This window comes from Streptomyces sp. NPDC028635 (assembly GCF_040637635.1).
Taxonomy (GTDB): Bacteria; Actinomycetota; Actinomycetes; order Streptomycetales; family Streptomycetaceae; genus Streptomyces.
In genome coordinates this window covers 109,910-132,667 of record NZ_JBEZWX010000011.1, presented here as the reverse complement: position 1 = coordinate 132,667, position 22,758 = coordinate 109,910, and the positions used below count along the sequence as shown (strand labels likewise).

Below are 22,758 nucleotides of genomic sequence, written 5' to 3'. Positions count from 1 at the left end.
CACCGACGGCCGCACACCGACGGCCACCGCCGCACGGCCCGCCCAGCCGGGGCCCGGAGACGCTCCGGGCCCCGGCTGGTGCGCGCTGGGGGCGCCGCGGCGGGACGCGCCCGCCGGGGGCGCGGGGGGCGGGGCTGCGTGGAGGCGGGGCTGCGTAAAGGCGGGGCGCGCGGGCCCAGGGCATGCGGACCCTCGTGAAGCGCGTAGGTCCGGCTGACGGGCCCGGGGCCGTGCAGAGGACGAAGGCGCGGCGCGCAGACGCAGTGCACAGGGACCTTAGGGCGCGCGGGCCCCGGCTGACACCCCCGGGGCTGCGTGACGTGTACAGACGGGACGCGCGGCGCGCAGACCCAGGGCACACGGACCCCAGGGCGCGTGGGCCCGGCTGACGGGTCCCCGGCGCTGCGTGCACCTGCACGGACGGGACGCGCGGCGCGCATGACCGGGGCACGGGGCCCTGGGTGCGCAGCCCCGGGCAAGGGCGGAGGCGCGCGACCCGGCTGACGGGCGCTGACTCTCCCGCGCCCGGGCCGGAGCCCCGCCGAGATGCCCCCTCCCCCGGCCTTCCCACCTGACCCGACCCGCCACCGCGACGCCGGTCGGCCCGCGGCCGGGTCGGCTCGTCTCCCCCCGGCGGCCCCGTCACACCCGCGGCTCGTCCCCGTACGGCTCCAGCCGGTGCAGCAGATCCTTCACGTACTTCGTGGTACGCGCCGACGAGATCCGTCCGGCCACCTCCACCGCCCGCACGCCCTGCTCGCAGGCGGCGTCGAGGTTGCCCGACTCCAGCTCGGCGACCGTTCGGGCACGCACGCCTCCGCGGGCGGCCGCGGTCGAAGCAGGGGCCGCCGTCATGCGGTGCCGCCAGGCCGCACGGGCGGCAGCCGGCGGGCGCGCAGTACGCCCACCAGGCGTGCCACGCGTGTCTTCGGTCGGCCCGGGTACCCAGGCGGCATGGCACATGATCTCCGCGAACCTCGGCTGCCGTCGGCCCGCGGCCCCCTGTCCGGGGCCGTCCTGGACCATCTGCGCGGCACCGGTCCGCTGCCCGCCGCCTCCGCGGTGGCCGGCGCGGACCCGTACGGCGACGACCTGCAACTCGCTCTGTACGTGTGCTACGAGCTGCATTACCGGGGCTTCGCCGGGGTGCCCGGCGACCGGGAGTGGGACCCCGACCTGCTGCGCACCCGGGCCGCACTGGAGCAGCGTTTCCTGTCGGCGCTGCGCGCGGACACACCCGTGCACGCCAGTGTCGAGGAGGCCGTGGGCGATCTGCTGGTCGAACCGGCCGACGGCACCGGCGTCAGCCACCACCTGTGCGAGAAGGGCGAGCTGTGGCAGCTGCGCGAGTACGCGGCGCACCGCTCGCTGTACCACCTGAAGGAGGCCGACCCGCACGCCTGGGTGCTGCCCCGGCTGACGGGGCGGGCCAAGGCGGCGATGGCGGCGGTGGAGTTCGACGAGTTCGGCGGTGGCCGCGCCGACCGGGTGCACGCCCGCCTGTTCGCCGACCTGATGACGGACCTGGGCCTGGACACCGCCTACGGCCGCTATCTCGACGCGGGCTGCGCGGAGATGCTCGGCATCGTCAACCTGATGTCGTTGTTCGGCCTGCACCGCGAGCTGCGCGGCGCCCTGGTGGGCCACTTCGCCGACGTCGAGATCACCTCTTCCCCCGGCTCCCGGCGGCTCGCGGAGGCGATGCGCCGCGCGGGCGCGGGCCCGGCCGCCGTGTTCTTCTACGACGAGCACGTGGAGGCGGACGCCGTGCACGAGCAGATCGTCCGGCACGAGGTGATCGACGGCCTGCTGGAGGAGGAGCCGCACCTCGCGCCCGACGTGGTCTTCGGCATCGACGCCACCGAATACCTGGAGGGCCGTCTCGCCGACCGGCTGCTCGACGCCTGGCGCTCGGGCTCCTCTTCGCTGCGGACACCACTGGACGCCCCGACTGCCACAGAAGTCCCTCATATTTCCTGATGAAGGGGGAACTCGACGGCTCGTGACTCCTCTGGTGCTTCCGGGCGTGTACGCCCCTCAGGACGACACCCGGCTCCTGGCCGGGGCGCTGTGCGACGAGCCGCTCCCCCGGGGCGCGGCCGTGCTGGACGTGGGAACCGGCAGCGGGGCCCTGGCCCTGGAGGCCGCGCGTCTCGGTATGCGGGTGACAGCTGTCGACGTGTCGCGGCGGGCGGTGTGGAGCGCGCGCGTGAACGCCTGGCGGTCCGGACTGCGGCTGCGCATCCGGCGCGGCAACCTCTTCGAGCCGGTGCGCGGGCAGTCCTTCGACCTCATCGTGGCCAACCCGCCCTACGTGCCGGCCCCCGACGGCCCCCGTGCGGCGCGCGGCGCGGCCCGCGCCTGGGACGCCGGAGGCGACGGCAGGCTGCTGCTGGACCGGATCTGCCGGGAGGCACCCGGTCTGCTGCGCCCGGGAGGGATCCTGCTGATCGTCCATTCCGCGCTGAGCGATCCGGAGCAGACCCTGGCCTGCCTGCGTGCGGCCGGGCTGAAGGCGTCGGTGACCCGGCGCCACCGCATCGGCTTCGGTCCCGTGCTGCGTGAACGGCAGGGCTGGCTGCGGGCGCGGGGGTTGCTGTCCGCCGAGGACACGAGCGAGGAACTGGTGGTGGTCCGTGCCGAACTCCCCGTCTGACCCGCCGCGCAGGATCAAGGTGCAGCGCCCCGGCCCGCTGCTGGTGGAGGGCCCGGTGGAGGTGGAACTGGAGGACGGCAGCACCGTCTCCTCCGACCGCTTCCGCGTCGCCCTGTGCACCTGCCGGCGCAGCCGCCGCTACCCGTGGTGCGACACGAGCCACCGCCGGACGGCGAAGCCGGACACCCCGGCCCGGGGCGGCGACCGCCCGACGGACGCGGCCGGGGACCGGACGGACCGGGGCCGCCGGGGCGGCTGACCTCGTCGGCTGTCCTCGGCCGGACACAGCAGAGCCGGGGCGGCGGGGGGGCCGGGGGGGCGGCGGGGTGGGGGGGCCCTCCTGGCGGGGGGGGGGGGGGGGGCGCCCCCCCCCTCGGGCGGCCCGCGCCCGCACACACCACCGCCGCCCCCGCGGTGTTCCCGGAGGGCCGCCCCTCTGGCACGACCGTCACGCCGGGGGTCGGCCGGCGGCCCCACTCCGCCTGGCCGACCCCCGGTGCGAGATCACACGGCGCCCCGCAACAGGGGCTCGCACTCCCCACCTGCGAGCCTCGCGCGGCGTTTCACGGGGTCCGTGCGATCCCGGTCCTCAGAACGCGAAGACGGTCGGCCCGTGGGCGGTCTTCACGCACTCGTTGGCGAAGGTCCGTTCGTAGGAGATCCGCTTGCCCTGCCACACGCCGTCGACGGTGACGACGACGGGGTCGTACTGCTTGGTGCACAGCGGTTCGGCGCCGGCGTTCAGCGCGTCGAGGTCGCCGCCGGCCAGGCGGAGTTCGGCGCAGGCCGCGGCGGGGTCCGGGTGGGTGCCGGAGGCCGTGGGCGCGCAGGAGAGGGTGACCGCGCGGGCCGGTGTCGCGCTCGCGGCGCTGTCACCGTGGCCGAGGGTCAGGACGAGCGCCGAGGGCGCGTAGAGCGAGGCCGGGGCGGCGTGGGCGGCGCCGGCCAGGGGGCCGCAGACGGCGGTGGCCGTCAGAGTCAGTGCCGCTGCCCAGCGCGCGGGGTTCCGCATTGTGTGCATCCTTCCGCTTCGGTTCGGGGGTGGTGCCGGCCGTGTCCCCGGTCGGGGGCCGCGGCGGCGAGCGCAACTCTGCCGAGTCCGCCGCCGAAACACACATCGACCCCATGTGTTTCAGTAACATTGCGTATTGAATCAGTGGCGTGAAGTGACGTAATTCGAACGTTCCAATGCCGGTTCCAAGCGCTTTCGATCATGAGAACCGGTCAAATGACGCGATTCGCACGGTCAGTTAATCGTCCGGAAACATTCCGCTTCCGCGTCCGGAGGTCGCCGGAAGGATCCATTCCGTTCACTTTTCACCTGCCGCGACCGCCCTACCGGTCGGTATGGTCTGGGCACCACGGTCCCTGTGACGAGAGGCGGATCCCGCATGGCCAAGCACTGGGCGGACTTCCAGTACGAGATCTACCTGAACGGGATGACGGGCGCGGTGCCCCGCCTGCCCACCGACCTGACCCGGCTGGAGGAACTGACCGAGCAGCGGCTCGGCCCCGGCCCGGTCGGCTACGTGGCCGGCAGCGCGGGCGACGGCAGCACCGCGCGCGCCAACCGGGCCGCCCTGGAGCGCCGCCGGATCGTGCCGCGGATGCTGCGCGACGTGCGCGAGCGGGACCTGTCGGTCCAGGTGCTGGGCCGCTCGCTGCCGGCACCGCTCGCGCTGGCCCCGGTCGGCGTCCTGTCGATCATGCACCCGGACGCGGAGCCGGCCGCCGCCCGGGCCGCCGCCGCCCAGGGCGTGCCGTACATCCTGTCCTCCGCCTCCAGCACGCCGATGGAGCGGGTCGCCGAGGCGATGGGGGACGCCGAGCGCTGGTTCCAGCTGTACTGGCCCAGGGACCCGGAGGTCGCCCGCAGCTTCCTCGGCCGGGCGAGGGCGAGCGGGTTCAGCGTGCTCGTGGTCACGCTGGACACCCCGCTGCTGTCCTGGCGGCCGCGCGACCTCGACCAGGCGTACCTGCCGTTCCTGCGCGGGGTGGGCACCGCCAACTACTTCTCCGACCCGGCCTTCCGGGCAGGCCTCGCCAAGCCGGTCGAGGAGGATCCGAACGCGGCCGTCATGCACTTCGTCGGCATGTTCTCCGACCCGGGCAAGACCTGGCCGGACCTGGAGTTCCTGCGCGAGAACTGGGACGGCCCGATCGTGCTCAAGGGAGTCCTGCACCCGGACGACGCGCGCCGCGCGGCGAGTGCCGGGATGGACGGTGTGGTGGTGTCCAACCACGGCGGCCGCCAGGTGGCCGGCTCCATCGCCGCCGCCGACGCCCTGCCCAAGGTGGTGGAAGCGGTCGGTGACCGGCTCGAGGTGCTGTTCGACAGCGGGGTGCGCACCGGCGACGACGTCTTCAAGGCGCTCGCGCTCGGCGCGCGTGCGGTGCTGCTGGGGCGGCCGTACGTCTACGGGCTGGGCCTCGACGGGCAGGCGGGCGTGGAACACGTGATCCGCTGTCTGCTCGCCGAACTGGACCTCACCCTCGCCCTGTCCGGGCACGCCGGCCCCGCCACCGTCGGTGCCGGCGACCTCGCCGAGGAGACCGCGTGAGCGCCCGCCGTACCGTCCTCGCGATCGTCCCGCCGCACGTGGGCGGCCGGGCCTCGGGCGCCGCACTCGCCTCCCTGTTCCCCGGCGACGCGCGTGTCACGGTCGTGGAGAGCGCCGACGAGGACCCGACCGCCCTGCGCGCCGCGCACGTCCTCGTCACGGCGCTCGCCCCGGTCACGGCCCGCCATCTCGCCGCCGCCGAGCATCTGGAGCTGGTGCAGTGCGCGAGCCACGGCTACGACTACGTGGACGTGGCGGCGGCGCGCGCCCGCGGTGTCACCGTGTGCACGATCGGCTCCACCGGGGCGGAGGCGCAGAACGTCGCCGAGCAGACGTTCGCCCTCATGCTGGCCCTCGCCAAGCAACTCGTCCCGGCGCACACCGCGTTGACACAGGCCGACTGGGCTCTGCCCCGTCTCACGCGGTCGCTCACGGAACTGTCCGGCAAGACGCTCGGCATCGTCGGCCTGGGCGGCATCGGACAGCAGGTCGCGCGCCGGGCCGTCGCCTTCGGCATGACGGTGCTGTACACGGCGCGCCGCCGGGTGCCGGCCGAGACGGAGGACCGGTTCGCCGCACGGTACGTCCCCCTCGACGAACTCCTCGCCGCCTCCGACTACGTCACCCTGCACACGCCGCTCACCGAGGAGACCCGGCACCTGCTCGACGCGCGCCGGCTCGCGCTGCTGAAGCCGACGGCGTTCGTGGTCAACACCGCGCGGGGCGCCCTGATCGACCAGGACGCCCTCGCCGACGCGCTGGAGCGGGGCGCGCTCGCCGGGGCGGGGCTCGACGTCTTCGACCCCGAGCCCCCGACACAGTCCCTGCGCCTGCTGAAGGCGCCGAACGTGGTGCTCTCCCCGCACGTCGGCGGTGTCACCCGCGAGACGGTCGTCCGTATCGGCGCGGCCGCAGTCCACAACGCGACGGCGTTCCTGGCGGGCGCCTCTCCCCGGGACGTCGTGACGTAGCCCCCCCGCACCCGTCAGGTGTGGCCGGCCAGGCGGGCCGGACGGGCCTGCCGGGTGGCCGTGCCGGCCACCGACCGGGAGGCGGAGGACGGGAGCGGGGTGTCCCTGACCCAGCGCCGGGCGTCGGAGCCGTCGCGGACCTTGACGACGATGTCGGCGCCGACGTCCTCGGACGCCGCGGCCAGGGCGAGCGACTCGTCCCAGCGAGGCAGCAGTTCGCCCCGCACCGTGAGGTCGTAGCGCACGTCGTCGGCCCGCCGGTCGCCGCGCGGTGCGCAGGGGCCGAGGATGACGACCCCGGCGTCCGCGTGCGAGTCCAGGCACAGCTGGGGCGCGGCCGTGCTGCGCAGCAGTCCGTCGTCGTCGTACGACCACTGCTGGGTCGAGGCCGGGGAGCACACGGCGAGCTGGACCTGGGCGCCGGCGGCGGCCCGGCCGCGGATGTCGAGGCACAGGCCGGCGGCGACGTTGCGCAGCCTGCTGCGCCCGGCAGCCGCCGGCAGCTCGGCTGCTCCGGGCGGCGCGGTGGAGACGGCGGGCGGCAGCGAGGCGGTCGTACGGGGCGAACCGGGGGTGGAGGGGGTCGTACCCGGTACGCCTGTGGCGGCGGCGGAGGCGGCCGCGCCGGTGCCCCGGCCGTCGTCGGACCACACCCCGGTCACGAGGAGCATGGTCAGCAGTACGCCGGAGGCGAGTCCCGCCCCGGTGAGCAGCGTGCGCGTGGAGCGGGCCCCGGGCAGCGGGCGGCGCGGCAGCAGCCGGCGGCCCGGGCGGCCGCCGCGGTGGCGTGCGGAGCCCCGGTGGTGGCCCCCGGCGCGGCCGCGGCCGGGCCGGGAGTCGCGATAGCGGCCTGCCCCCCAGCCGAGTACGGCCTCGGCGAGGAGGGTGCCCAACGCGCCCTCGAAGTGCTCCAGTTGCTCGGCTGCCGCTCGGCAGTGGCGGCACTGGGCGAGATGCCGGCGCACCTCGGGCAGCAGCCCGCCGCCGCGGCGCAGGGGAATGTCGAGAAGACGGTTGTGATGGCGGCAGTCGGGGTTCGGCGCGAGTTCCCGATGGGCGCGGACACAGCCCTCGCGGAGTTTTTCCCGGGCGTCCTCGTAAGCGGCCGCCGCGGCTTCCTCGGTCATGCCGAGCAGTGCGGCCGGAACGGTTACCGGCTCGGCCTCGACGTCGATGTGCCACAGCAGGCACTGGGCCTCGGCGGGAAGGGCGTGGAATGACCGCTCGGTCAGCCGCCGGTTTTCCGCTGTCATGTACTTGGCGACTCGCATACCGCGCCCGCCGGCGGGTTTGCGCAACTGCGGCAGAACCCCGGTTATCCGCTCGGCGCCGGCCCATTGCCGCACCGTGCCCCGTACGGCCAGCAGCAGCCGCGGGCGCAGTGCGGCGGCGGACTCCCCCAGCGTGAGCCGGTCGAGCACCTGGTGGAACGCGGCCGCCGTGACCATCGCCGCGACCTGCGACGACGAGGCCAGGCAGATGACGGCGTAGTCGTGCACCGGCTGCCAGTGCCGTGCCATCAGCAGGGCGGTGGCCTGGGTGACGTCGTCGTCGGGCCCGCCGCGGGCCCGGGCGGCGAGCGCCTCGTCGGATTCCTCCACCGCGCCGCGGGAGAGCGCGGAGGGCGGCGGAAAGGGGGGACGAGGGGGGTGGGGGGTGGGCACGGTGAGCGGATTCCTTCCCACGCGCTGGAACAACACAGGATCTCCGCGCGCCGTGAAAGCAACACGCGGTACGGCCTGCCATTTCCGGCGCGCGGGAAGCGCTCAGCCTTGCATACCCGACTTGCACGCAACAAGCCGCCCGGAGGGGGTCCCCGCCATTGACAGAAAGTCAGAATGGCGCATCCCAATCCCCCCTTGTGGCAAGCGTTTTCGGACATTCCCGCGCCCCGTGTGAAACGCGCGCACACGTCCGCGCCGCACGCACGCTGCCGGGCCACCACGCGCCGTAGTCCACTGGACACGGCCTTTCCTCGGAGGCCCCGCGCGGGACGGCGGCTCTCCCGCGCGAAACGGCCGCCGGCCTTGATCCTCCCGCCCTCGGCCGGCGGCCCGGAGGAGGCCCGTTCAGATCTGCCAGGAGCGCAGCCGGTCGGCGGCGCGGTACACGTCCGCCTTGCCGGACATCAGGTCGCGAGCGAGGTCGACCAGGGCGCCGTAGGGCGGGTCGATGCCGACCCCGCTGACGAACATGTAGGCCACCGCCGTGGAACAGGCGAAGCGGGCGTTGGCCGAGGGCAGCGGCTTGAGCACGGCGAGGGTGTGGAGCAGGGCGGCCGCCCGCCAGGCGGGGTCGGAGTTCACGCCGAGCCGCGGCGGGTCCACGCGGTGCCGGGCGACGGCGGCGACGAGCGCGGAGAAGTCGTTGATCGTGGGCTGCTCCGGCAGGACCTCTTCATGTCGCTGCAGCAGCCAGGGGACGTCGATGTGGACGACGGAAGCCATCGCTCAGGCGACCCGCCCCTCGCCGCTCACCGGTGGCTCGTCGTCGGGGAAGGCGACGGCGAACTCCTCGGCGTGGGCGGTGAAGAAGCGCCGGAACGCCTCGGCGCCCTCTTTCAGCGCCCGGTGGCGTGCGATGTCGGCCGCGGCCGCCTCCCGCACGAGCGCCTTCATCGACGTACCGCGCTCCTTGGCGATCTGCCGCAGGTCCTCTAGCTCGCGCTCGCTGAACTCCACATTCAGAGCTGGCATGCCCTCACGGTACCGCTCGGGTACTCACGCGTAAATATGCCCAGGTCAGATGAGCGGTCACCAGGTACCGCCCGGAATGTGGCCCGGGTGCGCGGGACGGCGCGCACCCGGGCCGGGCGAGGGTGGCCGGGGCCCGCGTGGCGGAGCCCCCGGTGTCACGTCCCCGGCACCTCCAGCCGGCTGATGCGGACCGCTCCCCGGGGCTCGCCCGGGTGGGCGCTGGTCAGGGTCAGGCGCAGACGGGAGCCGCGCACCGCGGGGAAGGTGACGACGGTGGGGGTGTCGGAGACGGTGGCCCAGTCGGTGCGCGCCCGGGTGACGGACCTCCAGCGCCGGCCGTCCCAGACGTCGACCGTGAGCGCGGCCGGCAGGCTGTGCGTGGGGTCGACGGTGAAGGAGACCTCGGCGCGGTCGACGGTGCGGGTGCGGCCGAAGTCCAGCGACACCCAGTCCTTGGCGCGGGCCCCGCTGAACCCGGGCAGCAGGCCGGTGGGCGCCTTGCTGAAGCCGTTGGACCAGCCGGTGGCCGGGTCGCCGTCGAGCATCGCGGCCGGGAGCGTGTCCGGGCGGCCCGAGTAACTCGCGTCCGCGGACGGGTAGGCGGGCGGGGTCGGCAGATCGGGGGCGAACACTGCGGGCGGGGTGGTGGACGCCGAGGAGGCCGGCCGGGTGTGCACGCTCGCCGTGCCGGAGCGCAGCCCCTCGGCACGGGCGGTCACCTTCAGGGTGCCGGGCTTCGTACCCGCGCGGACGATGGCGAGCGCTTTGCCGTGGAAGGCGGTGCGGGTGCTCGCCTGGTAGCGCTCGGCGCTCTCCTGGCGGCCGTTGTCCACTCCGGCGAGAGTGCCGCCGGTGACGTCGAAGGAGAGGAGATGCTCGGCGTCCGGTACCACCACGCCGTGCGCGTCGACGATCTCGGCGGTGACGAAGACGAGTGAACGGCCGTCCGCGGCGAGCAACGTGCGATCGGCGGTCAGCCGCACGGCGTGCGCCTCCCCGGCGGTGCGCAGGACGTCGGTGGCGACGACGTGCCCGTCGCGGCGGGCGACGGCCTTCAGCTCACCCGGCCGGAAGGGCACCTTCCAGATCAGGTGCAGCTTGCCCGCGCTGCCGTTGGGGCTGGTGTAGCTGCCCGGGTGGGGGCCGTCGGTGAAGGTCTTGTCGTCGCCGGTGGGCTCGGTGGTCTCCAGGTACTCCCGGCCGTCGAGCGTCTTCTTGCGGTCGAAGGTGCGCACGCCCAGGGACGCGCCGTTCAGGAACAGCTCGACGGTGTCCACGTTGGCGTACGCCCAGACCTCGACGGTCTCGCCCTCCTCGTGGTTCCAGCTCATCGGGAGCAGATGGACCATCGGCTCGCTGGTCCACTGGCTCCTGAAGAGGTGGTACATGTCCTTGGGGAAGCCGGCCGTGTCGACCGCGCCGAAGAAGGACGCCTTCACCGGGAAGACGTTGTACGGCGTGGGCTCGCCGATGTAGTCGATGCCGGACCACAGGAACTGTCCCGCGAACCACTTGCGGTCCCGGTCCTTCTTGTGGCCGTACTCGCCGCTCATGGTCCAGGAGGCGAGGTTGTTGTCGTAGGAGGAGGCCGCCCGCTTGCCGGGGGTGTGGTTCTCGCCGGTGTTGAGGTGCTCGGGCTCCTGGTACGCGCCGCGGGTGGAGGTCTCCGAGGACGACTCGGACTCGAAGAGGAACAGGTGCGGGTAGGCGGCGTGCAGCGCGTCCACCGACTTGGCGGTGTTGTAGTTCAGGCCGAGCCCGTCGAGCTTGGCCAGCATCAGGTCGGCCGGCGAACCCTTGGCGGGCAGCCCCCGGTATTTGTCGGAGCCGATGACCAACGGGCGGGTGTCGTCGGCGGCCCGGATCGCGGCGATGATCCGGTCCGCCATGGCGAGGCCCGCGGCGGAGGTGGAATCGGGGATCTCGTTGCCGATCGACCACAGCACCACGGCGGGCGAGTTGCGGGCCGCGCGCACCATCTCGCCGGCGTCCTTCTCGCACCACTCGTCGAAGAAGCGGCCGTAGTCGTAGCGGTTCTTGCCGCTGCGCCAGCAGTCGAACGCCTCGACCATCATCACGATGCCCAGTTCCTCGCAGACCTGGACGACCTCGGGCGCGGGCGGGTTGTGCGAGGTGCGCAGGGCGTTGACGCCCATCGACTTCATGATCGTCAGCTGACGGCGGACCGCGTCGATGTGCACGGCCGCGCCGAGCGCGCCGAGGTCGTGGTGGAGGTCGACGCCCTTGATCTTGGTGTGGACACCGTTGAGGTGGAAACCCTCGTCCGGGTCGAAGCGGAACGTGCGGATACCGAAACCGGTGCGGTAGGTGTCGGTCGTCCGCCCCGCGACCCGGAGTTCGGTGTGCAGGGCGTAGCGGTGCTCAGGGGTGGCGACGTCCCACAGCAGCGGTTCGCGGACGACGAGTTCGTGAGCTTCCGTGTGCTCGTCGGTGAGGCGCACGGTGGTCGAGGTGCGGGCGACGGTGCGGCCGCGCGGATCCGTGATCCGGGAGACCACCTCCACCTCGGCGGCGGCGCCGGACGCGTTGACCACGTCGGTGCTCACGCGCACCACGGCCCGCTCGGGGGTGACCTCGGGCGTGGTGACCCGGGTGCCCCAGCGGGCGACGTGCACCGGCTCGGTGACGACCAGGCGCGCCTCGCGGTACATACCGCTGCCCGAGTACCAGCGGCTGCTCGGCAACTGGTTCTGCACCTTGACGGCGAGGACGTTCGGGGTGCGGCCGTCGGTGTGCACCAGGTCCGTGAGGTCGAAGGCGAAACCCGTGTAGCCGTAGGGGTGGTGGCCGACCTCCGTGCCATTGCAGGAGACGCGGGAGTCCATGTAGACGCCGTCGAACTCCACCGCGATCCGCTTGCCCGCGTACGCCGGCGGCAGGGTGAAGGACAGGCGGTACCAGCCGAGCCCGCCGGGCAGGAAGCCGGTCCCGGCGGTGGTGCCGTGCTCGGTCGTGGGCGTCTGCTCGATGCTCCAGTCGTGCGGTACGGCCACCTGGCGCCAGCCGGTGTCGTCGTATCCGGGGTCGGCGGCGTTCGCGTAGGCACCGGTCGGGTCGGTGATCCCGCCCGGGTTCACCAGGGCGAAACGCCAGCCGTCACGCAGCGGGAGCGCGCGACGGCCGCCGGAGCCGGGGTCCGCCGCCGCGGCCGGGGACGCCCCCACCCCCAGCAGCGCCGTGGCCGCGGGCACTCCCGCGGAGACGAGCAGGACCGATCTCCTGGTGACCGACACAGCGGCTCCCCTTTCATGAGGGCGCAGAAGTACACACAAGACAACGTGATCGAACAGATTCTGACGCGAGGGCTTGGTGGTGCGTCAAGAGTCGCGGCACCGCTTTCCGACCGGGCGACTCGACGCGCCATACCGGCCGAATTACGCCTTGACCGTGAACGGCGGAAGCCGGTCAAGGCCGGGGGTTCCCGACCGCGGGCGGCGGGGACGCACTACTCTGGAACCGAGTGACACACCGTTCACTGTGAGTGTGCGCAATGGAGTGCGAGGATGAGCCCGGACTACCCGTTCGACGACGCCGCGACGGCCCGGGCTGTCATCGCCGACGACGGCACGCTGACCGGGTGGAACGCCGGTGCGCAGCGTCTGCTCGGCTGGACCGCCACGGACGTGGTGGGCCGGCCCGCCACCCGTCTCCTGGCGGAGGCGCCGGCCGTGTCGCCCCGTCCGGCGGCACCGCGCCACCACGGAACGGTGACTTTGCGCCACCGGGACGGCCGTGCGGTCGAGGTGTGGGTGCTCGCCCATCACCTCAGGCCCCACGACGGCGAACCGGGCCACTGGCTGGTGGTCACCCCCCTGGACGCCACCGGTCCCCCGGCGCCCGACGACCCGCTGGAGGCGGCGGCGCTCGTGCAGTCCCCCTGCGCCCTCGCCCTCTTCGACGAGCGGCTGCGGCTGCACCGGATGAACGACGCCATGGTGGAGCTCGTCGGGCTGCCCGAGAACCGGGTGCGCGGACTGCGGCTCGCCGAGATCGGCGGGATCCCGCAGAGCGACGACCTCGAACGCGGCCTCGTGCAGGTGCTCACCACGGGCCGTCCGCTCGACACCGAGACCCGGCTGCGCGCCGACGGTGCGGGCCGTGCGCGCGCCTGGCTCGCCCGGATGGCCCCCGTCACCGACACCGAGGGCCGGGTGCGCGGGGTGTGCGTGACCGCCCACGACCTCTCCGACCAGTACCTGTCCCGGGAGCGGCTGCAACTCGTCAACGAGGCCAGCGTCCGCATCGGCACCACCCTCGACGTCTCGCGCACCGCGCAGGAACTGGCGGCCGTGTGCGTCCCCGTGCTCGCCGACTTCGTCAGCGTCGACCTGCTCGACCCGGACCAGTACGGCGGGGAGCCGCCGGCCCGGCTGGTCCCGCCCGTCGTGCTGCGCCGGGCCGCCCACCACTCGGTGAATCCCGGCAGCCCCGGGGCGGTGACCATGCCGGGCGACGCGGAGGAGTACCCGGCTCCCTCACCGCAGGCCGCGGCGCTGCTGGCGGGCCAGGCGATCGTGGTCTCGGCGCCCTCCGAGGACCTGGAACGGTGGCTGTCCTGGGACGAACGCCGCCACCGCCTCTTCCAGCAGTACGGCGTGCACTCCACGATGGCGGTGCCGCTCCAGGCCCGCGGCTCCACGCTCGGCGTCGCCGTCTTCCACCGGTTCCGCCACCCCGAGCCGTACACCGAGGACGACGCGCTGCTGGCGGAGGAGATCACCGCCCGCGCAGCCGTCTGCATCGACAACGCCCGCCGCTACTCGCGCGAGCGGGAGACCGCCCTGGCCCTGCAGCGCAGCCTGCTGCCGCGCTCCCTGCCGCGCAGCGCCGCCGTCTCGGCCGCCTCCCGCTATCTCCCCGCGGCCCGCTCGGGGGTGGGAGGCGACTGGTTCGACGTCATCCCGCTGTCCGGGCTGCGGGTGGCCCTGGTCGTCGGGGACGTCGTCGGGCACGGGGTGCAGGCGTCGGCGACCATGGGCCGGCTGCGGACCGCCGTGCGCACGCTCGCCGACATCGACCTGCCGCCGGACGAACTGCTCACGCATCTCGACGACCTCGTCATGCGGCTGTCCGAGGAGGCCGGAGGCGAGGGCAGCCCCGGCGAGGTCGGAGCGACCTGTGTGTACGCCGTGTACGACCCGGTGTCGCGGCGCTGCACGCTGGCCAGGGCCGGGCATCCGCCGCCGGTGCTGCTCCCGCCGGACGGTCCCGCGCGCCGGGTGCACCTGCCGTCCGGCCCGCCTCTGGGCGTGGGCGGACTGCCGTTCGAGTGCATCGAGCTGGAACTCGTGGAGGGCAGCGTGCTGGCCTTCTACACGGACGGGCTGATCGAGTCGCGGGAGCGGGACGTCGACGCCGGGCACCGGCTGCTGTGCCGCGCGCTGGAGGCCGACACGGGCTCCCTCGACGAGACCTGCGACCACATCCTGCACACGCTGCTGCCGCCGGGCGGGGCGGCCGACGACGTCGCCCTGCTGCTGGCCCGCACCCAGGGGCTCCCCTCGGCGCAGGTGGCGACCTGGGACATCCCCGCCGACCCGTCGCTGGTCGCGCCGATCCGCAAGCAGGTCGTCGACCAGCTCGCCGCCTGGTCGCTGAGCGACACGACGTTCACCGCCGAGCTGGTGGTGAGCGAGCTGGTCACCAACGCCATCCGGTACGGGGCGCCGCCGATCCGGCTGCGGCTGATCCACGACGACACCACGCTCATCTGCGAGGTGTCCGACACCAACCACAGCGCCCCGCACCTGCGCCGGGCGAAGACCTGGGACGAGGGCGGCCGCGGGCTGCTGCTGGTCGCCCAGCTCACCCAGCGCTGGGGCAGCCGGCACACCACCGAAGGCAAGACCATCTGGGCGGAGTTGGGGCTGCTGGAGGAAGGACTGGCCCTGGGACTGGCAGACGGAATGATGGAGGGACTGGCGGAGTGAACCCGCGCGCTCCCGGCATCACGGCCCGGCGCCCGGGGCAGACGTCAGGCATGGCCCCGTACACGCGATTTCCCGTCCTGCTCGTGAGCGCGCTCACCGCGCTGGGCGCGCTGAGCGCCTGCGGCGGCGGTGACGGCGGCAGCGGCACGGCCGCGAGCACCGCGCAGCGACCGCCGGCGACGACCGCCACCGGCTCCGCCGCACCCACCGGAACGATGCGCCCCGGAGCCGCCGAGCCCACCGGCACGCCCGCCCCGGCGGGCGGTCGGTCCACGGCGCCGGCCACGGCGTCGGCGCGGCCCGCCGCGTCCTCCCGCTGCCACACCGGCGATCTGCGCGCCTCGGTCGGGCGCAACGACCCGGGCGCCGGGCAGGAGAACTTCCCCGTCGTGCTGACGAACACCTCCACCCGTACCTGCACCGTGTACGGCTTCCCGGGTGCCGCGTTCGTCGACGCCTCCGGCCGGCAGCTCGGCCCCGACCCGCGCCGCGGGAGCGGCACGGCCGCGGCGCGGGTGACGCTGGCGCCGGGCAGCAGCGCCTGGGCCGGGCTGACCTTCTCCAACCCCGAGATCAGCGAGGCCCGTACGGCCACTCCGGCCGCGCTGCTCGTCACGCCGCCCGACGAGCGCGAGTCGCTGAGGGTGCCGTGGCGGGGCGGCCCGGTGCCGGTCGGCGGCAACGCCTCCGCGGTGACGCTGACACCGTTCGCTGCGGGCACCGGCGCCTGAGCCGTCCCGCGGCGCCCGGCGGGTCAGTGACCGGCGACCGGGTGCGGCACGTACGGCTTCTGGAGTTCCTCGACCTCCTTCTCCGTCAGCGTCAGGTCGACGGCGGCCACCGCGTCCTGAAGGTGCTGCGGCTTGGAGGCGCCGACGATCGGGGAGGTCACCGTGTCCTGGTGGAGCAGCCAGGCGAGGGCGACCTGGGCGCGCGGGACGCCGCGTTCCTCCGCGATGCGGGTGACGGCCTCCACGATGGCGCGGTCGCCCTCCTGGTAGAGGGTGCTGCCGAAGGTGTCGGTGGTGCTGCGGCCGGTGACGGTGCCCCAGTCGCGGGTGAGCCGCCCGCGGGCGAGCGGGCTCCACGGCAGGACGCCCACGCCCTGGTCGGCGCAGAGCGGCAGCATCTCCCGCTCCTCCTCGCGGTAGAGGAGGTTGTAGTGGTTCTGCATCGACACGAACTTGGTCCAGCCGTGCCGTTCGGCCGTGTACTGCGCCTTGGAGAACTGCCAGGCGTACATCGAACTCGCCCCGATGTAGCGCACCTTGCCCGCCTTCACCAGGTCGTGCAGGGCCTCCATCGTCTCCTCGATCGGCGTGTGCGGGTCCCAGCGGTGGATCTGGTAGAGGTCGACGTAGTCGGTGCCGAGGCGGGTGAGGCTGTGGTCGATCTCGGTCATGATCGCCTTGCGGGACAGCCCGCCGCCGTTGGCGCCGGGGCGCATCCGGCCGTGCACCTTGGTGGCGAGCACGATGTCGTCACGGCGGGCGAAGTCCTTCAGGGCCCGGCCGACGATCTCCTCGCTGGTGCCGTCGGAGTAGACGTTGGCGGTGTCGAAGAAGTTGATCCCGGCGTCGAGGGCCTGGCGGATGAACGGCCGGGAGGCCTCCTCGTCCAGGGTCCACTCGTGCGTGCCGCGGTCCGGGACGCCGTAGGTCATGCAGCCCAGGCAGATCCGGGAGACGTCCAGACCTGTGGAACCGAGCTTCACGTACTGCATCGTTGCTTGCTCCTGCCTTGGTCAGTGGCTGACGTGGCGAGCCTACGGGTTCGTGCGCACTCGAAGATCATCACCGGTGTGACCGCGACCGCGGGCCTCCGGGTTCACCGGAGCGGGAACGTGCGGCCCCGCTCGCCCTGCGGGCGCGGGCCGTGGACGCGGCGCTCGTGCTCCTCGACCGGTACGTCGCCGACGCCGGCCTCCCGCCGGGTCGGCGCCACCCCTGACCGCCGACGTCGTGGCACTCGTGGACGCTGCCGGAGGCCCGTGGCGGGACGCCCGCCGTGAGGCACAGCCGCGCGCCGGTGCCGGGGGCCCGGGCGGGACGCCCGCCGTGAGGCACAGCCGCGCGCCACTGCCGGAGGCCCCGGCGGGGCGCCCGCCGCGATGGCGCGCGGCCGGGGTCGCCGCGTCCGGTCCGCCGCCGGACTGGACGGGACGGGACGGGGTCAGTCCGCCGGGGCCGCCACCGTGATCGCTCCCACCGGGCAGGCGCGGGCCGCCTCGCGGGTCATCGGGTCGGGCCTGGGGCCGTCGTGGCCCGGAACGAGGGTGCTGAAGCCGTCGTCGTCCTGGGTGAAGACGTTCGGCGCGGCGAGGGCGCACTGGCCCGCGCCGATGCAGACGTCCCTGTCGATGTGGATGCGCATGGTGCGTCAGCCTCTTACCAGGTCACGGGGAGTTCCAGCATCCCCTGGATGGTGTCTCCGGGCTTGAAGGGGATCTCCTCGGCGGGGACCGCGAGCCGCAGGCCGGGCAGCCGCTCGAAGAGGGTGCGCAGGGCGATCTCCAGTTCGGCGCGGGCGAGGTTCTGGCCGAGGCACTGGTGGATGCCGAAGCCGAAGGCCACGTGGTGGCGGGCCGAGCGGCCGAAGTCCAGGCTGTCGGGGTCGGCGTAGACCGTCTCGTCGCGGTTGATGACCGACGTCGCGAACAGAACGCCCTCGCCCGCCCGGATCGTCGTCCCGGCCACCTCGATGTCCTCGACGGCCAGCCGCACCAGACCGTCGGCGATGGACAGCATCCGCAGCAGTTCCTCCACCACGCCGGGCAGCAGCCCCGGGTCGGCGCGCAGTTCGGCCAGCCGGTCGGGGTGCTGGAGCAGGGTGAAGGTGCCCAGGGAGATCATGTTGGCGGTGGTCTCGTGGCCCGCGACGAGCAGGATGATCGCCAGCGCGACCACGTCGGCCCGGCTCACCTCGCCGGTGCGCAGCCGCTGGTGGACCAGTTCGTCGAGGACGCCCCCGCCGGGTTCCGCGTCCTTGGCCTTGCCGTCGATCAGGTCACCGAGGTACGCCTCGAGCCGGTCGCGCGCCGCGAGGACGTCCTCGACGCCCGGGCCGCGCAGCAGCCGCCGGGACTGCTCCTCGAAGAACTCGTGGTCGGCGTACGGCACCCCGAGCAGCGCGCAGATCACCATCGAGGGCACGGGCAGGGCGAACGCGCCGACCAGCTCCGCGGGCGGCCCCTGGGCGACCATGGCGTCCAGCAGGTCGTCGACGATCCGCTGGATGTCCGGCCGTAACGCGTTCGCCTGCTTGAGTGTGAAGCGGGGCACCAGCATGCGCCGCTGGGCGTGGTGCTCGGGGTCGTCCACGCCCAGCAGCGCCGCCCGGCGGTCACGGCCCGCCGTGAAGCGGGGGGAGGGCGCGGGGAAGTCCGGCCGGGTGCGGTCGGTCGACAGACGCGGGTCGGCGAGGAGGGCGCGGGCGACGGTGTGCCCGGTGACCAGCCAGGCGGCACGTCCGTCGTAGAGGGTGACGCGGGCCAGCGGGGGGCCGGCGCGCAGCGGGTCGTAGGCGGTGGGCGGGTGGTAGGGGCAGGTGCGGTCCTGCGGGAAGGCGACGGGTGCCGGCTGGTGCGTCAAGTCCGTCATGGAAGACCTCGCAGACGTCGAGTACGTCGTTCGATCTTCATTAGATGCCTCGGGCATCTATGCTGCGACGCGAAGTTCGGCCACATCGGCCGACCGGGGAATCTGGCCGGAACCCTTCACTCCGTGGCCGGCCGTCCCGGCCCGGACAGCGCGGCGGCGATCCGTTGGGCACCCGGGGAAATGTACGCCCGCGCACCGGTGTTGCAGTCCGGCACAGAAGCGGTACGCACACCGTGCCAAGTGACGAAAGGACCGATGCCATGCCTCTGGAGGGCGAGTACGAGCCCAGCCCCACACAGTGGGTGCGCGAGCAGGTGGAGCTGTACGAGAGCTCCGGCGGTACGCGCGGCACGACGCTGCGCGAGACGGGCCTGCCGGTGATCATCCTCACCAGCCGCGGGGTGAAGAGCGGCAAGATCCGCAAGACGCCGCTGATGCGCGTCGAGCACGAGGGACGGTACGCCGTGGTCGCCTCCCAGGGCGGCGCGCCGCAGCACCCGGTGTGGTACCACAACCTCAAGGCCGACCCCCGTGTCGAACTGCGGGACGGCCCCCATGCCTGGGACATGACGGCCCGTGAGGTCACCGGCGAGGAGAAGGCCGAGTGGTGGCGGCGGGCGGTCGCCGCGTATCCGCCGTACGCCGACTACCAGGCGCGCACGTCCCGCGAGATCCCCGTGTTCGTCCTCGAACCGGCCGGATGACGCGGCCCGCTCCCCCGGCCCGCGCGTGAGGTGACTTCCCGGCCGGCCGTTGCGAGGCGACTCCCCGGCCGGCCGGACGAGCCGCTCGCGGCGCACTCGCCGCACCTCTGCGGAAAAATCCGCGCCCGGGTGCATGGTCCGGCGCGGGGCGGGCACGTGAGTGTCAGGCCCCGCCGCGTTCCCCCGTCGCGGCGGGGCTTTCGTACGACTCGCGCGCGGCGCGGTCGGTGATGTCGAGGAAGACCTGTGTCGCCTCGGGCACCGCGTCGGCGATGGACCGCTTGATGCGCACCGCGACCTCCTCCACCCGCTCGCTGTCCAGCCCGGGCACCAGGTCGATGCGGGCGGCCACGAGCGCGGAGTCGAGCCCGGTCTTCATGGTGAACAGCGCCTCCACGCTGTCGATCTCCGGCTGCCCGGCGAGCAGGCTCCGGATCCGCTCGCTCGCCTCCGGGTCGGCGGCCTCCCCGATCAGCTGATCGCGGGCCTCGCGGCCGAGGTGGTAGGCCACGCACACCAGCAGCGCGCCGATGGCGAAGGAGGCGGCGGCCTCGTAGACGACCTGCCCGGTGGCCATGTGCAACGCCATCCCGATCATGGCGAGGACGACGCCGAGCACCGCGGTGCCGTCCTCGGCGACGACCGTGCGCAGCGCCGGGTCGCGCAGGCCGGCCGCCACGCCGCCCTGGCGGCGCACCTGGTGCATGGCCCGCAGCAGCGAGGCGCCCTCGGCGAGCAGGGCCACGCCGAGGACGACCAGGCCCGCGACGTACCCGCCGGTGCTCTCCTCCGCCCCGTCGCGCAGGGCCTCGAAACCCTGGAAGACGGAGAAGCAGCCGCCCATCACGAAGATCCCGACGGCGGCGAGAAGTGACCAGAAGAAGCGTTCCTTGCCGTAGCCGAAGGGGTGGCGCCGGTCGGCGGGACGGCGGCTGCGGCGCAGCGCGGCCAGCAGGAAGACCTCGTTGAGGCTGTCGGCGACGGAGTGCGCCGCCTCCGACAGCAGCGCGGGGGAGCCCGCGAGGAGGCCGCCGACCGCCTTGGCGGCCGCGATGAGGAGGTTCGCCGCCAGCGCCACCAGGACGGTGACCCGCGTCCTGCGGTCCGCCGGGCGCTCCGCGTCACGTTGCGTGTGTGTACCGCTCACGAAGACGCGATTGCCCCGGCCGTGGGGGATCACACCGTGCCGGTGAGGTGTTTCGGGGAACCCGGGGAAGGCAGAAGGGCAGGATCGCACCCCCGGCAGGAGTGAGGAGCGGGTCATGGGGCGGGACGGCGACGGCAACAGCGCGTACGGCAGGAAGGCCTTCCGCCGGTCCAGGAGTCATTTCGCGGACCGGATCACCGCCGACGGCCGGGACGGCTGGCCGGTGGAGGCCGGGCGGTACCGGCTGGTGGTCAGCCGGGCCTGCCCGTGGGCGAGCCGTGCGGTGATCTCGCGGCGGCTGCTCGGCCTGGAGGACGCGCTGTCGATGGGGATCGCCGACCCGGTGCAGGACGACCGCAGCTGGCGCTTCACGCTCGACCCGGACGGCCGCGACCCGGTGCTCGGCATCCGCCATCTGAGCGAGGCCTACGACCGGCGCGAGACCGGCTATCCGGGCGGGGTGAGCGTGCCGGCGATCGTGGACGTACCCAGCGGGCGGCTCGTCACCAACGACTACCAGCGGATCACCTTGGACCTGGCCACCGAGTGGCGGGCGCTGCACCGCCCCGGGGCGCCCGATCTGTACCCGGAAAGTCTGCGGGACGAGATCGACACGGTGATGGCGGAGGTGTACGAGGACGTCAACAACGGCGTCTACCGGGCGGGCTTCGCCACCGGGCAGGAGGAGTACGAGGAGGCCTGCACCGGCGTCTTCCAGCGGCTGGAGAAGCTCACGGCCCGGCTGGAGCGGCAGCGCTACCTGGTCGGGGACACGATCACCGAGGCCGACATCCGGCTGTTCACCACACTGGTGCGTTTCGACCCGGTCTACCACGGCCACTTCAAGTGCAACCGGTGGAAGCTGGCCGAGAAAGAGGTGCTGTGGGCGTACGCCCGGGACCTGTTCCAGACGCCCGGCTTCGGCGACACCGTGGACTTCGACCACATCAAGCGGCACTACTACCAGGTGCACACCGGCATCAACCCGACCGGCATCGTGCCGCTCGGCCCCGACCTCGCGGGCTGGCTGACGCCGCATCACCGTGAGCGGCTCGGCGGGCGGCCCTTCGGGGACGGCACCGCGCCGGGACCGGTGCGCCACGCGGAGGAGGTGCCGGCCCGCGGCCGTCCCTGATCCCGCACTCCCCCACGACACCCACACCCGAGGAGACCTAGTGGCCAAGACGAAGAAGAAGACGCTCCCCCTCGCCTACAAGCCCGTCGGCTTCGTGCTCGGCTGGGCCGGTGGCGCGCTGGCCGGACTCGCGTTCCAGAAGACGTGGAAGCTGATCCGGCACGAGGACGACGCGCCCGACGCGCTGGACCCGGACCGCGGCTGGGGCGAGATCCTGCTGGCCGCTGCGGTCCAGGGCGCGATCTTCGCGGCGGTGCGCAGCGCCGTGGACCGCACAGGTGCCAAGGCCATCGAGCGCTCGACCGGTGTCTGGCCGGTGCAGGACAAGGGCGGCCGGGACTGACGGGCCCCGCCGTCGCCCGACCGCCCGGGCCGCCCCCGCCGCTCAGCCGAGTTTCGGCGCGGTGGGGGCGACGCGGCGCAGGGTGAAGGAATGGCCGGCCGGGTCGGCGTAACCGCGTTCCTCGTACGGGCCGGACGCGTCCTTGGTGTCCACGGGCCGCCCGCCCAGGCCGACGATCCGGCGTTCGGCCTCGTCGAGGTCCTCGACCAGGAAGTCGAGGTGGACCTGGAGGGAGTTCTCGGGGCGCGGCCAGCTCGGCGGGGTCGCGTTCATGTCGCGTCGGAAGGCGAGCCGGGTGCCCTCCGCGGCGCGGATCTCCACTCGGTTGGCGGTCGCCTCCACCTGCTCGGCGTCCAGCAACTCCGTGTAGAACTGGGCGAGTTTCTCCGGTTCGGCGCAGTCGAGCACCACGACGCCGGCCGTGAACAGGGCCATGTCTCCTCCGCTGGTCGGTTGACGCGGGGCGGCAGGGCCCGCCCCTCGCTCCTGCGGATACCCCGGTTTCAGTCCGTCACCAGCCAGCGGCCGTCGCGCATCAGGTCCCGCCCGTCGAGTTCGCCGGCCTCGCGCCAGGCCTGGACGCGGCGGGGCAGCACGTAGAAGTACAGGTAGGGCGTGGTCAGTTCGCGCGGGTCGAAGCCGGTCTTGGCGGCGAAGATCTCGGCGTCCTCCTCCGGCAGGTCGTGCGGCTCCACGGCCGTGGCGGTGCCCTCGACAAGGACGACGTCCCGGGTGGGTCCGATGCCGAGGCGGGCGACGCCGGTGGCGGCGAGATTGCGCCCGGTGCGGCTCGCGGCGGGGGTGGCGAACAGCAGGGTGGCGCCGTCCCACACGAACGACAGCGGGACCAGATAGGGGGCCGCGCCGTCCTCGGCGGCGGTCGCGACCCAGGCGTCGACCTCGTGTTCGAGCCGGTGCAGGGTGTCGCGCTTGCGCTGCTGGGCGGTGCGGGGAGCTGCGGTGGTCATGCCACCAGTGTGGCCGCCGCGTTCCCG

Annotated in this window: 21 protein-coding genes and 2 pseudogenes; 10 read left to right on the top strand and 13 right to left on the bottom strand. The window is 73.7% G+C overall.

The window, feature by feature from the left end:
* Positions 1-642: 642 nt before the first annotated feature.
* A pseudogene (locus tag AB0E88_RS15035) lies at positions 643-798 on the bottom strand (MFS transporter); the annotation flags it as partial.
* A gap of 156 nt (positions 799-954) precedes the next feature.
* Here AB0E88_RS15035 and AB0E88_RS15030 point away from each other — a divergent pair.
* The 3 genes from AB0E88_RS15030 to AB0E88_RS15020 are packed head-to-tail and all read left to right on the top strand — an operon-like array spanning position 955 to position 2,915.
* Positions 955-1,980 (top strand): iron-containing redox enzyme family protein, encoded by a 1,026-nt coding sequence (locus AB0E88_RS15030; RefSeq protein ID WP_361629706.1) that lies wholly within the window; start codon positions 955-957, stop codon positions 1,978-1,980.
* 22 nt (positions 1,981-2,002) lie between these two features.
* The gene (locus tag AB0E88_RS15025) at positions 2,003-2,656 is read left to right on the top strand and encodes a HemK2/MTQ2 family protein methyltransferase (RefSeq protein WP_361629703.1); all 654 of its coding nucleotides are present in this window, start codon (positions 2,003-2,005) and stop codon (positions 2,654-2,656) included.
* Positions 2,637-2,915, top strand: a complete 279-nt coding sequence (locus tag AB0E88_RS15020; RefSeq protein WP_361629700.1) for a CDGSH iron-sulfur domain-containing protein — start codon at positions 2,637-2,639, stop codon at positions 2,913-2,915. Before AB0E88_RS15025 ends, AB0E88_RS15020 begins: the two co-directional genes overlap by 20 nt.
* Before the next feature lie 330 nt (positions 2,916-3,245).
* Here the strand turns inward: AB0E88_RS15020 and AB0E88_RS15015 are convergent, their stop codons facing one another.
* On the bottom strand, positions 3,246-3,668 hold the full coding sequence (locus tag AB0E88_RS15015) for a subtilase-type protease inhibitor (protein WP_361629697.1): 423 nt from the start codon (positions 3,666-3,668) through the stop codon (positions 3,246-3,248).
* A 379-nt stretch (positions 3,669-4,047) separates the two neighbouring features.
* Here AB0E88_RS15015 and AB0E88_RS15010 point away from each other — a divergent pair, with 379 nt between their 5' ends.
* The gene (locus AB0E88_RS15010; protein WP_361629694.1) at positions 4,048-5,217 is read left to right on the top strand and encodes a lactate 2-monooxygenase; all 1,170 of its coding nucleotides are present in this window, start codon (positions 4,048-4,050) and stop codon (positions 5,215-5,217) included.
* Complete coding sequence (locus AB0E88_RS15005) at positions 5,214-6,188, top strand: NAD(P)-dependent oxidoreductase (RefSeq protein WP_361629691.1); 975 nt, start codon at positions 5,214-5,216, stop codon at positions 6,186-6,188. The genes AB0E88_RS15010 and AB0E88_RS15005 overlap by 4 nt, the downstream gene beginning before the upstream one ends.
* Before the next feature lie 14 nt (positions 6,189-6,202).
* On the opposite strand, the gene AB0E88_RS15000 is transcribed toward AB0E88_RS15005, so the two are convergent.
* The 4 genes from AB0E88_RS15000 to AB0E88_RS14985 form a co-directional block, all read right to left on the bottom strand.
* Entirely contained in the window at positions 6,203-7,852 is a 1,650-nt protein-coding gene (locus AB0E88_RS15000) for an RICIN domain-containing protein (RefSeq protein ID WP_361629688.1), read from the bottom strand.
* 405 nt (positions 7,853-8,257) lie between these two features.
* Positions 8,258-8,635 carry a toxin Doc gene (locus tag AB0E88_RS14995; protein WP_361629685.1) on the bottom strand — a complete coding sequence of 126 codons (378 nt, stop codon included), beginning with the start codon at positions 8,633-8,635 and terminating at the stop codon, positions 8,258-8,260.
* 3 nt (positions 8,636-8,638) lie between these two features.
* On the bottom strand, positions 8,639-8,884 hold the full coding sequence (locus AB0E88_RS14990; RefSeq protein ID WP_361629682.1) for a hypothetical protein: 246 nt from the start codon (positions 8,882-8,884) through the stop codon (positions 8,639-8,641).
* 155 nt (positions 8,885-9,039) lie between these two features.
* Positions 9,040-12,138: a glycoside hydrolase family 2 TIM barrel-domain containing protein gene (locus tag AB0E88_RS14985; protein WP_361629679.1), complete on the bottom strand. Its 3,099-nt coding sequence runs from the start codon at positions 12,136-12,138 to the stop codon at positions 9,040-9,042.
* A gap of 270 nt (positions 12,139-12,408) precedes the next feature.
* Between AB0E88_RS14985 and AB0E88_RS14980 the strand changes: the two genes are divergently transcribed.
* Both AB0E88_RS14980 and AB0E88_RS14975 read left to right on the top strand, forming a co-directional pair.
* On the top strand, positions 12,409-14,835 hold the full coding sequence (locus AB0E88_RS14980) for a SpoIIE family protein phosphatase (RefSeq protein ID WP_361629676.1): 2,427 nt from the start codon (positions 12,409-12,411) through the stop codon (positions 14,833-14,835).
* Between the two features lie 50 nt (positions 14,836-14,885).
* Positions 14,886-15,566 carry a DUF4232 domain-containing protein gene (locus AB0E88_RS14975; protein WP_361629673.1) on the top strand — a complete coding sequence of 227 codons (681 nt, stop codon included), beginning with the start codon at positions 14,886-14,888 and terminating at the stop codon, positions 15,564-15,566.
* A gap of 23 nt (positions 15,567-15,589) precedes the next feature.
* Here the strand turns inward: AB0E88_RS14975 and AB0E88_RS14970 are convergent, their stop codons facing one another.
* The 4 genes and pseudogenes from AB0E88_RS14970 to AB0E88_RS14955 all read right to left on the bottom strand — a co-directional run bounded on the left by AB0E88_RS14970 (position 15,590) and on the right by AB0E88_RS14955 (position 18,434).
* A complete protein-coding gene (locus AB0E88_RS14970; protein ID WP_361629670.1) occupies positions 15,590-16,558 on the bottom strand; it encodes an aldo/keto reductase in 969 nt (322 codons plus the stop codon).
* 104 nt (positions 16,559-16,662) lie between these two features.
* Positions 16,663-16,770, bottom strand: a pseudogene (locus tag AB0E88_RS14965) (DUF1348 domain-containing protein); the annotation flags it as partial.
* Between the two features lie 237 nt (positions 16,771-17,007).
* Complete coding sequence (locus tag AB0E88_RS14960; protein ID WP_361629667.1) at positions 17,008-17,208, bottom strand: ferredoxin; 201 nt, start codon at positions 17,206-17,208, stop codon at positions 17,008-17,010.
* Between the two features lie 14 nt (positions 17,209-17,222).
* Positions 17,223-18,434, bottom strand: coding sequence for a cytochrome P450 (locus AB0E88_RS14955; protein WP_361629664.1), 1,212 nt, complete (start codon positions 18,432-18,434; stop codon positions 17,223-17,225).
* Positions 18,435-18,694: 260 nt separating this feature from the next.
* Between AB0E88_RS14955 and AB0E88_RS14950 the strand changes: the two genes are divergently transcribed.
* Positions 18,695-19,138: a nitroreductase family deazaflavin-dependent oxidoreductase gene (locus AB0E88_RS14950; protein ID WP_361629661.1), complete on the top strand. Its 444-nt coding sequence runs from the start codon at positions 18,695-18,697 to the stop codon at positions 19,136-19,138.
* A 163-nt stretch (positions 19,139-19,301) separates the two neighbouring features.
* Here the strand turns inward: AB0E88_RS14950 and AB0E88_RS14945 are convergent, their stop codons facing one another.
* Positions 19,302-20,219 (bottom strand): cation diffusion facilitator family transporter, encoded by a 918-nt coding sequence (locus AB0E88_RS14945; RefSeq protein ID WP_361629915.1) that lies wholly within the window; start codon positions 20,217-20,219, stop codon positions 19,302-19,304.
* Positions 20,220-20,400: 181 nt separating this feature from the next.
* Here AB0E88_RS14945 and AB0E88_RS14940 point away from each other — a divergent pair, with 181 nt between their 5' ends.
* Complete coding sequence (locus tag AB0E88_RS14940; protein ID WP_361629659.1) at positions 20,401-21,420, top strand: glutathione S-transferase C-terminal domain-containing protein; 1,020 nt, start codon at positions 20,401-20,403, stop codon at positions 21,418-21,420.
* Between the two features lie 40 nt (positions 21,421-21,460).
* The gene (locus AB0E88_RS14935) at positions 21,461-21,763 is read left to right on the top strand and encodes a DUF4235 domain-containing protein (RefSeq protein WP_361629656.1); all 303 of its coding nucleotides are present in this window, start codon (positions 21,461-21,463) and stop codon (positions 21,761-21,763) included.
* A gap of 42 nt (positions 21,764-21,805) precedes the next feature.
* Here the strand turns inward: AB0E88_RS14935 and AB0E88_RS14930 are convergent, their stop codons facing one another.
* Both AB0E88_RS14930 and AB0E88_RS14925 read right to left on the bottom strand, forming a co-directional pair.
* The gene (locus AB0E88_RS14930; protein ID WP_361629653.1) at positions 21,806-22,198 is read right to left on the bottom strand and encodes a VOC family protein; all 393 of its coding nucleotides are present in this window, start codon (positions 22,196-22,198) and stop codon (positions 21,806-21,808) included.
* Between the two features lie 68 nt (positions 22,199-22,266).
* Positions 22,267-22,731 carry a pyridoxamine 5'-phosphate oxidase family protein gene (locus AB0E88_RS14925; protein ID WP_361629650.1) on the bottom strand — a complete coding sequence of 155 codons (465 nt, stop codon included), beginning with the start codon at positions 22,729-22,731 and terminating at the stop codon, positions 22,267-22,269.
* Between the last annotated feature and the right edge of the window lie 27 nt (positions 22,732-22,758).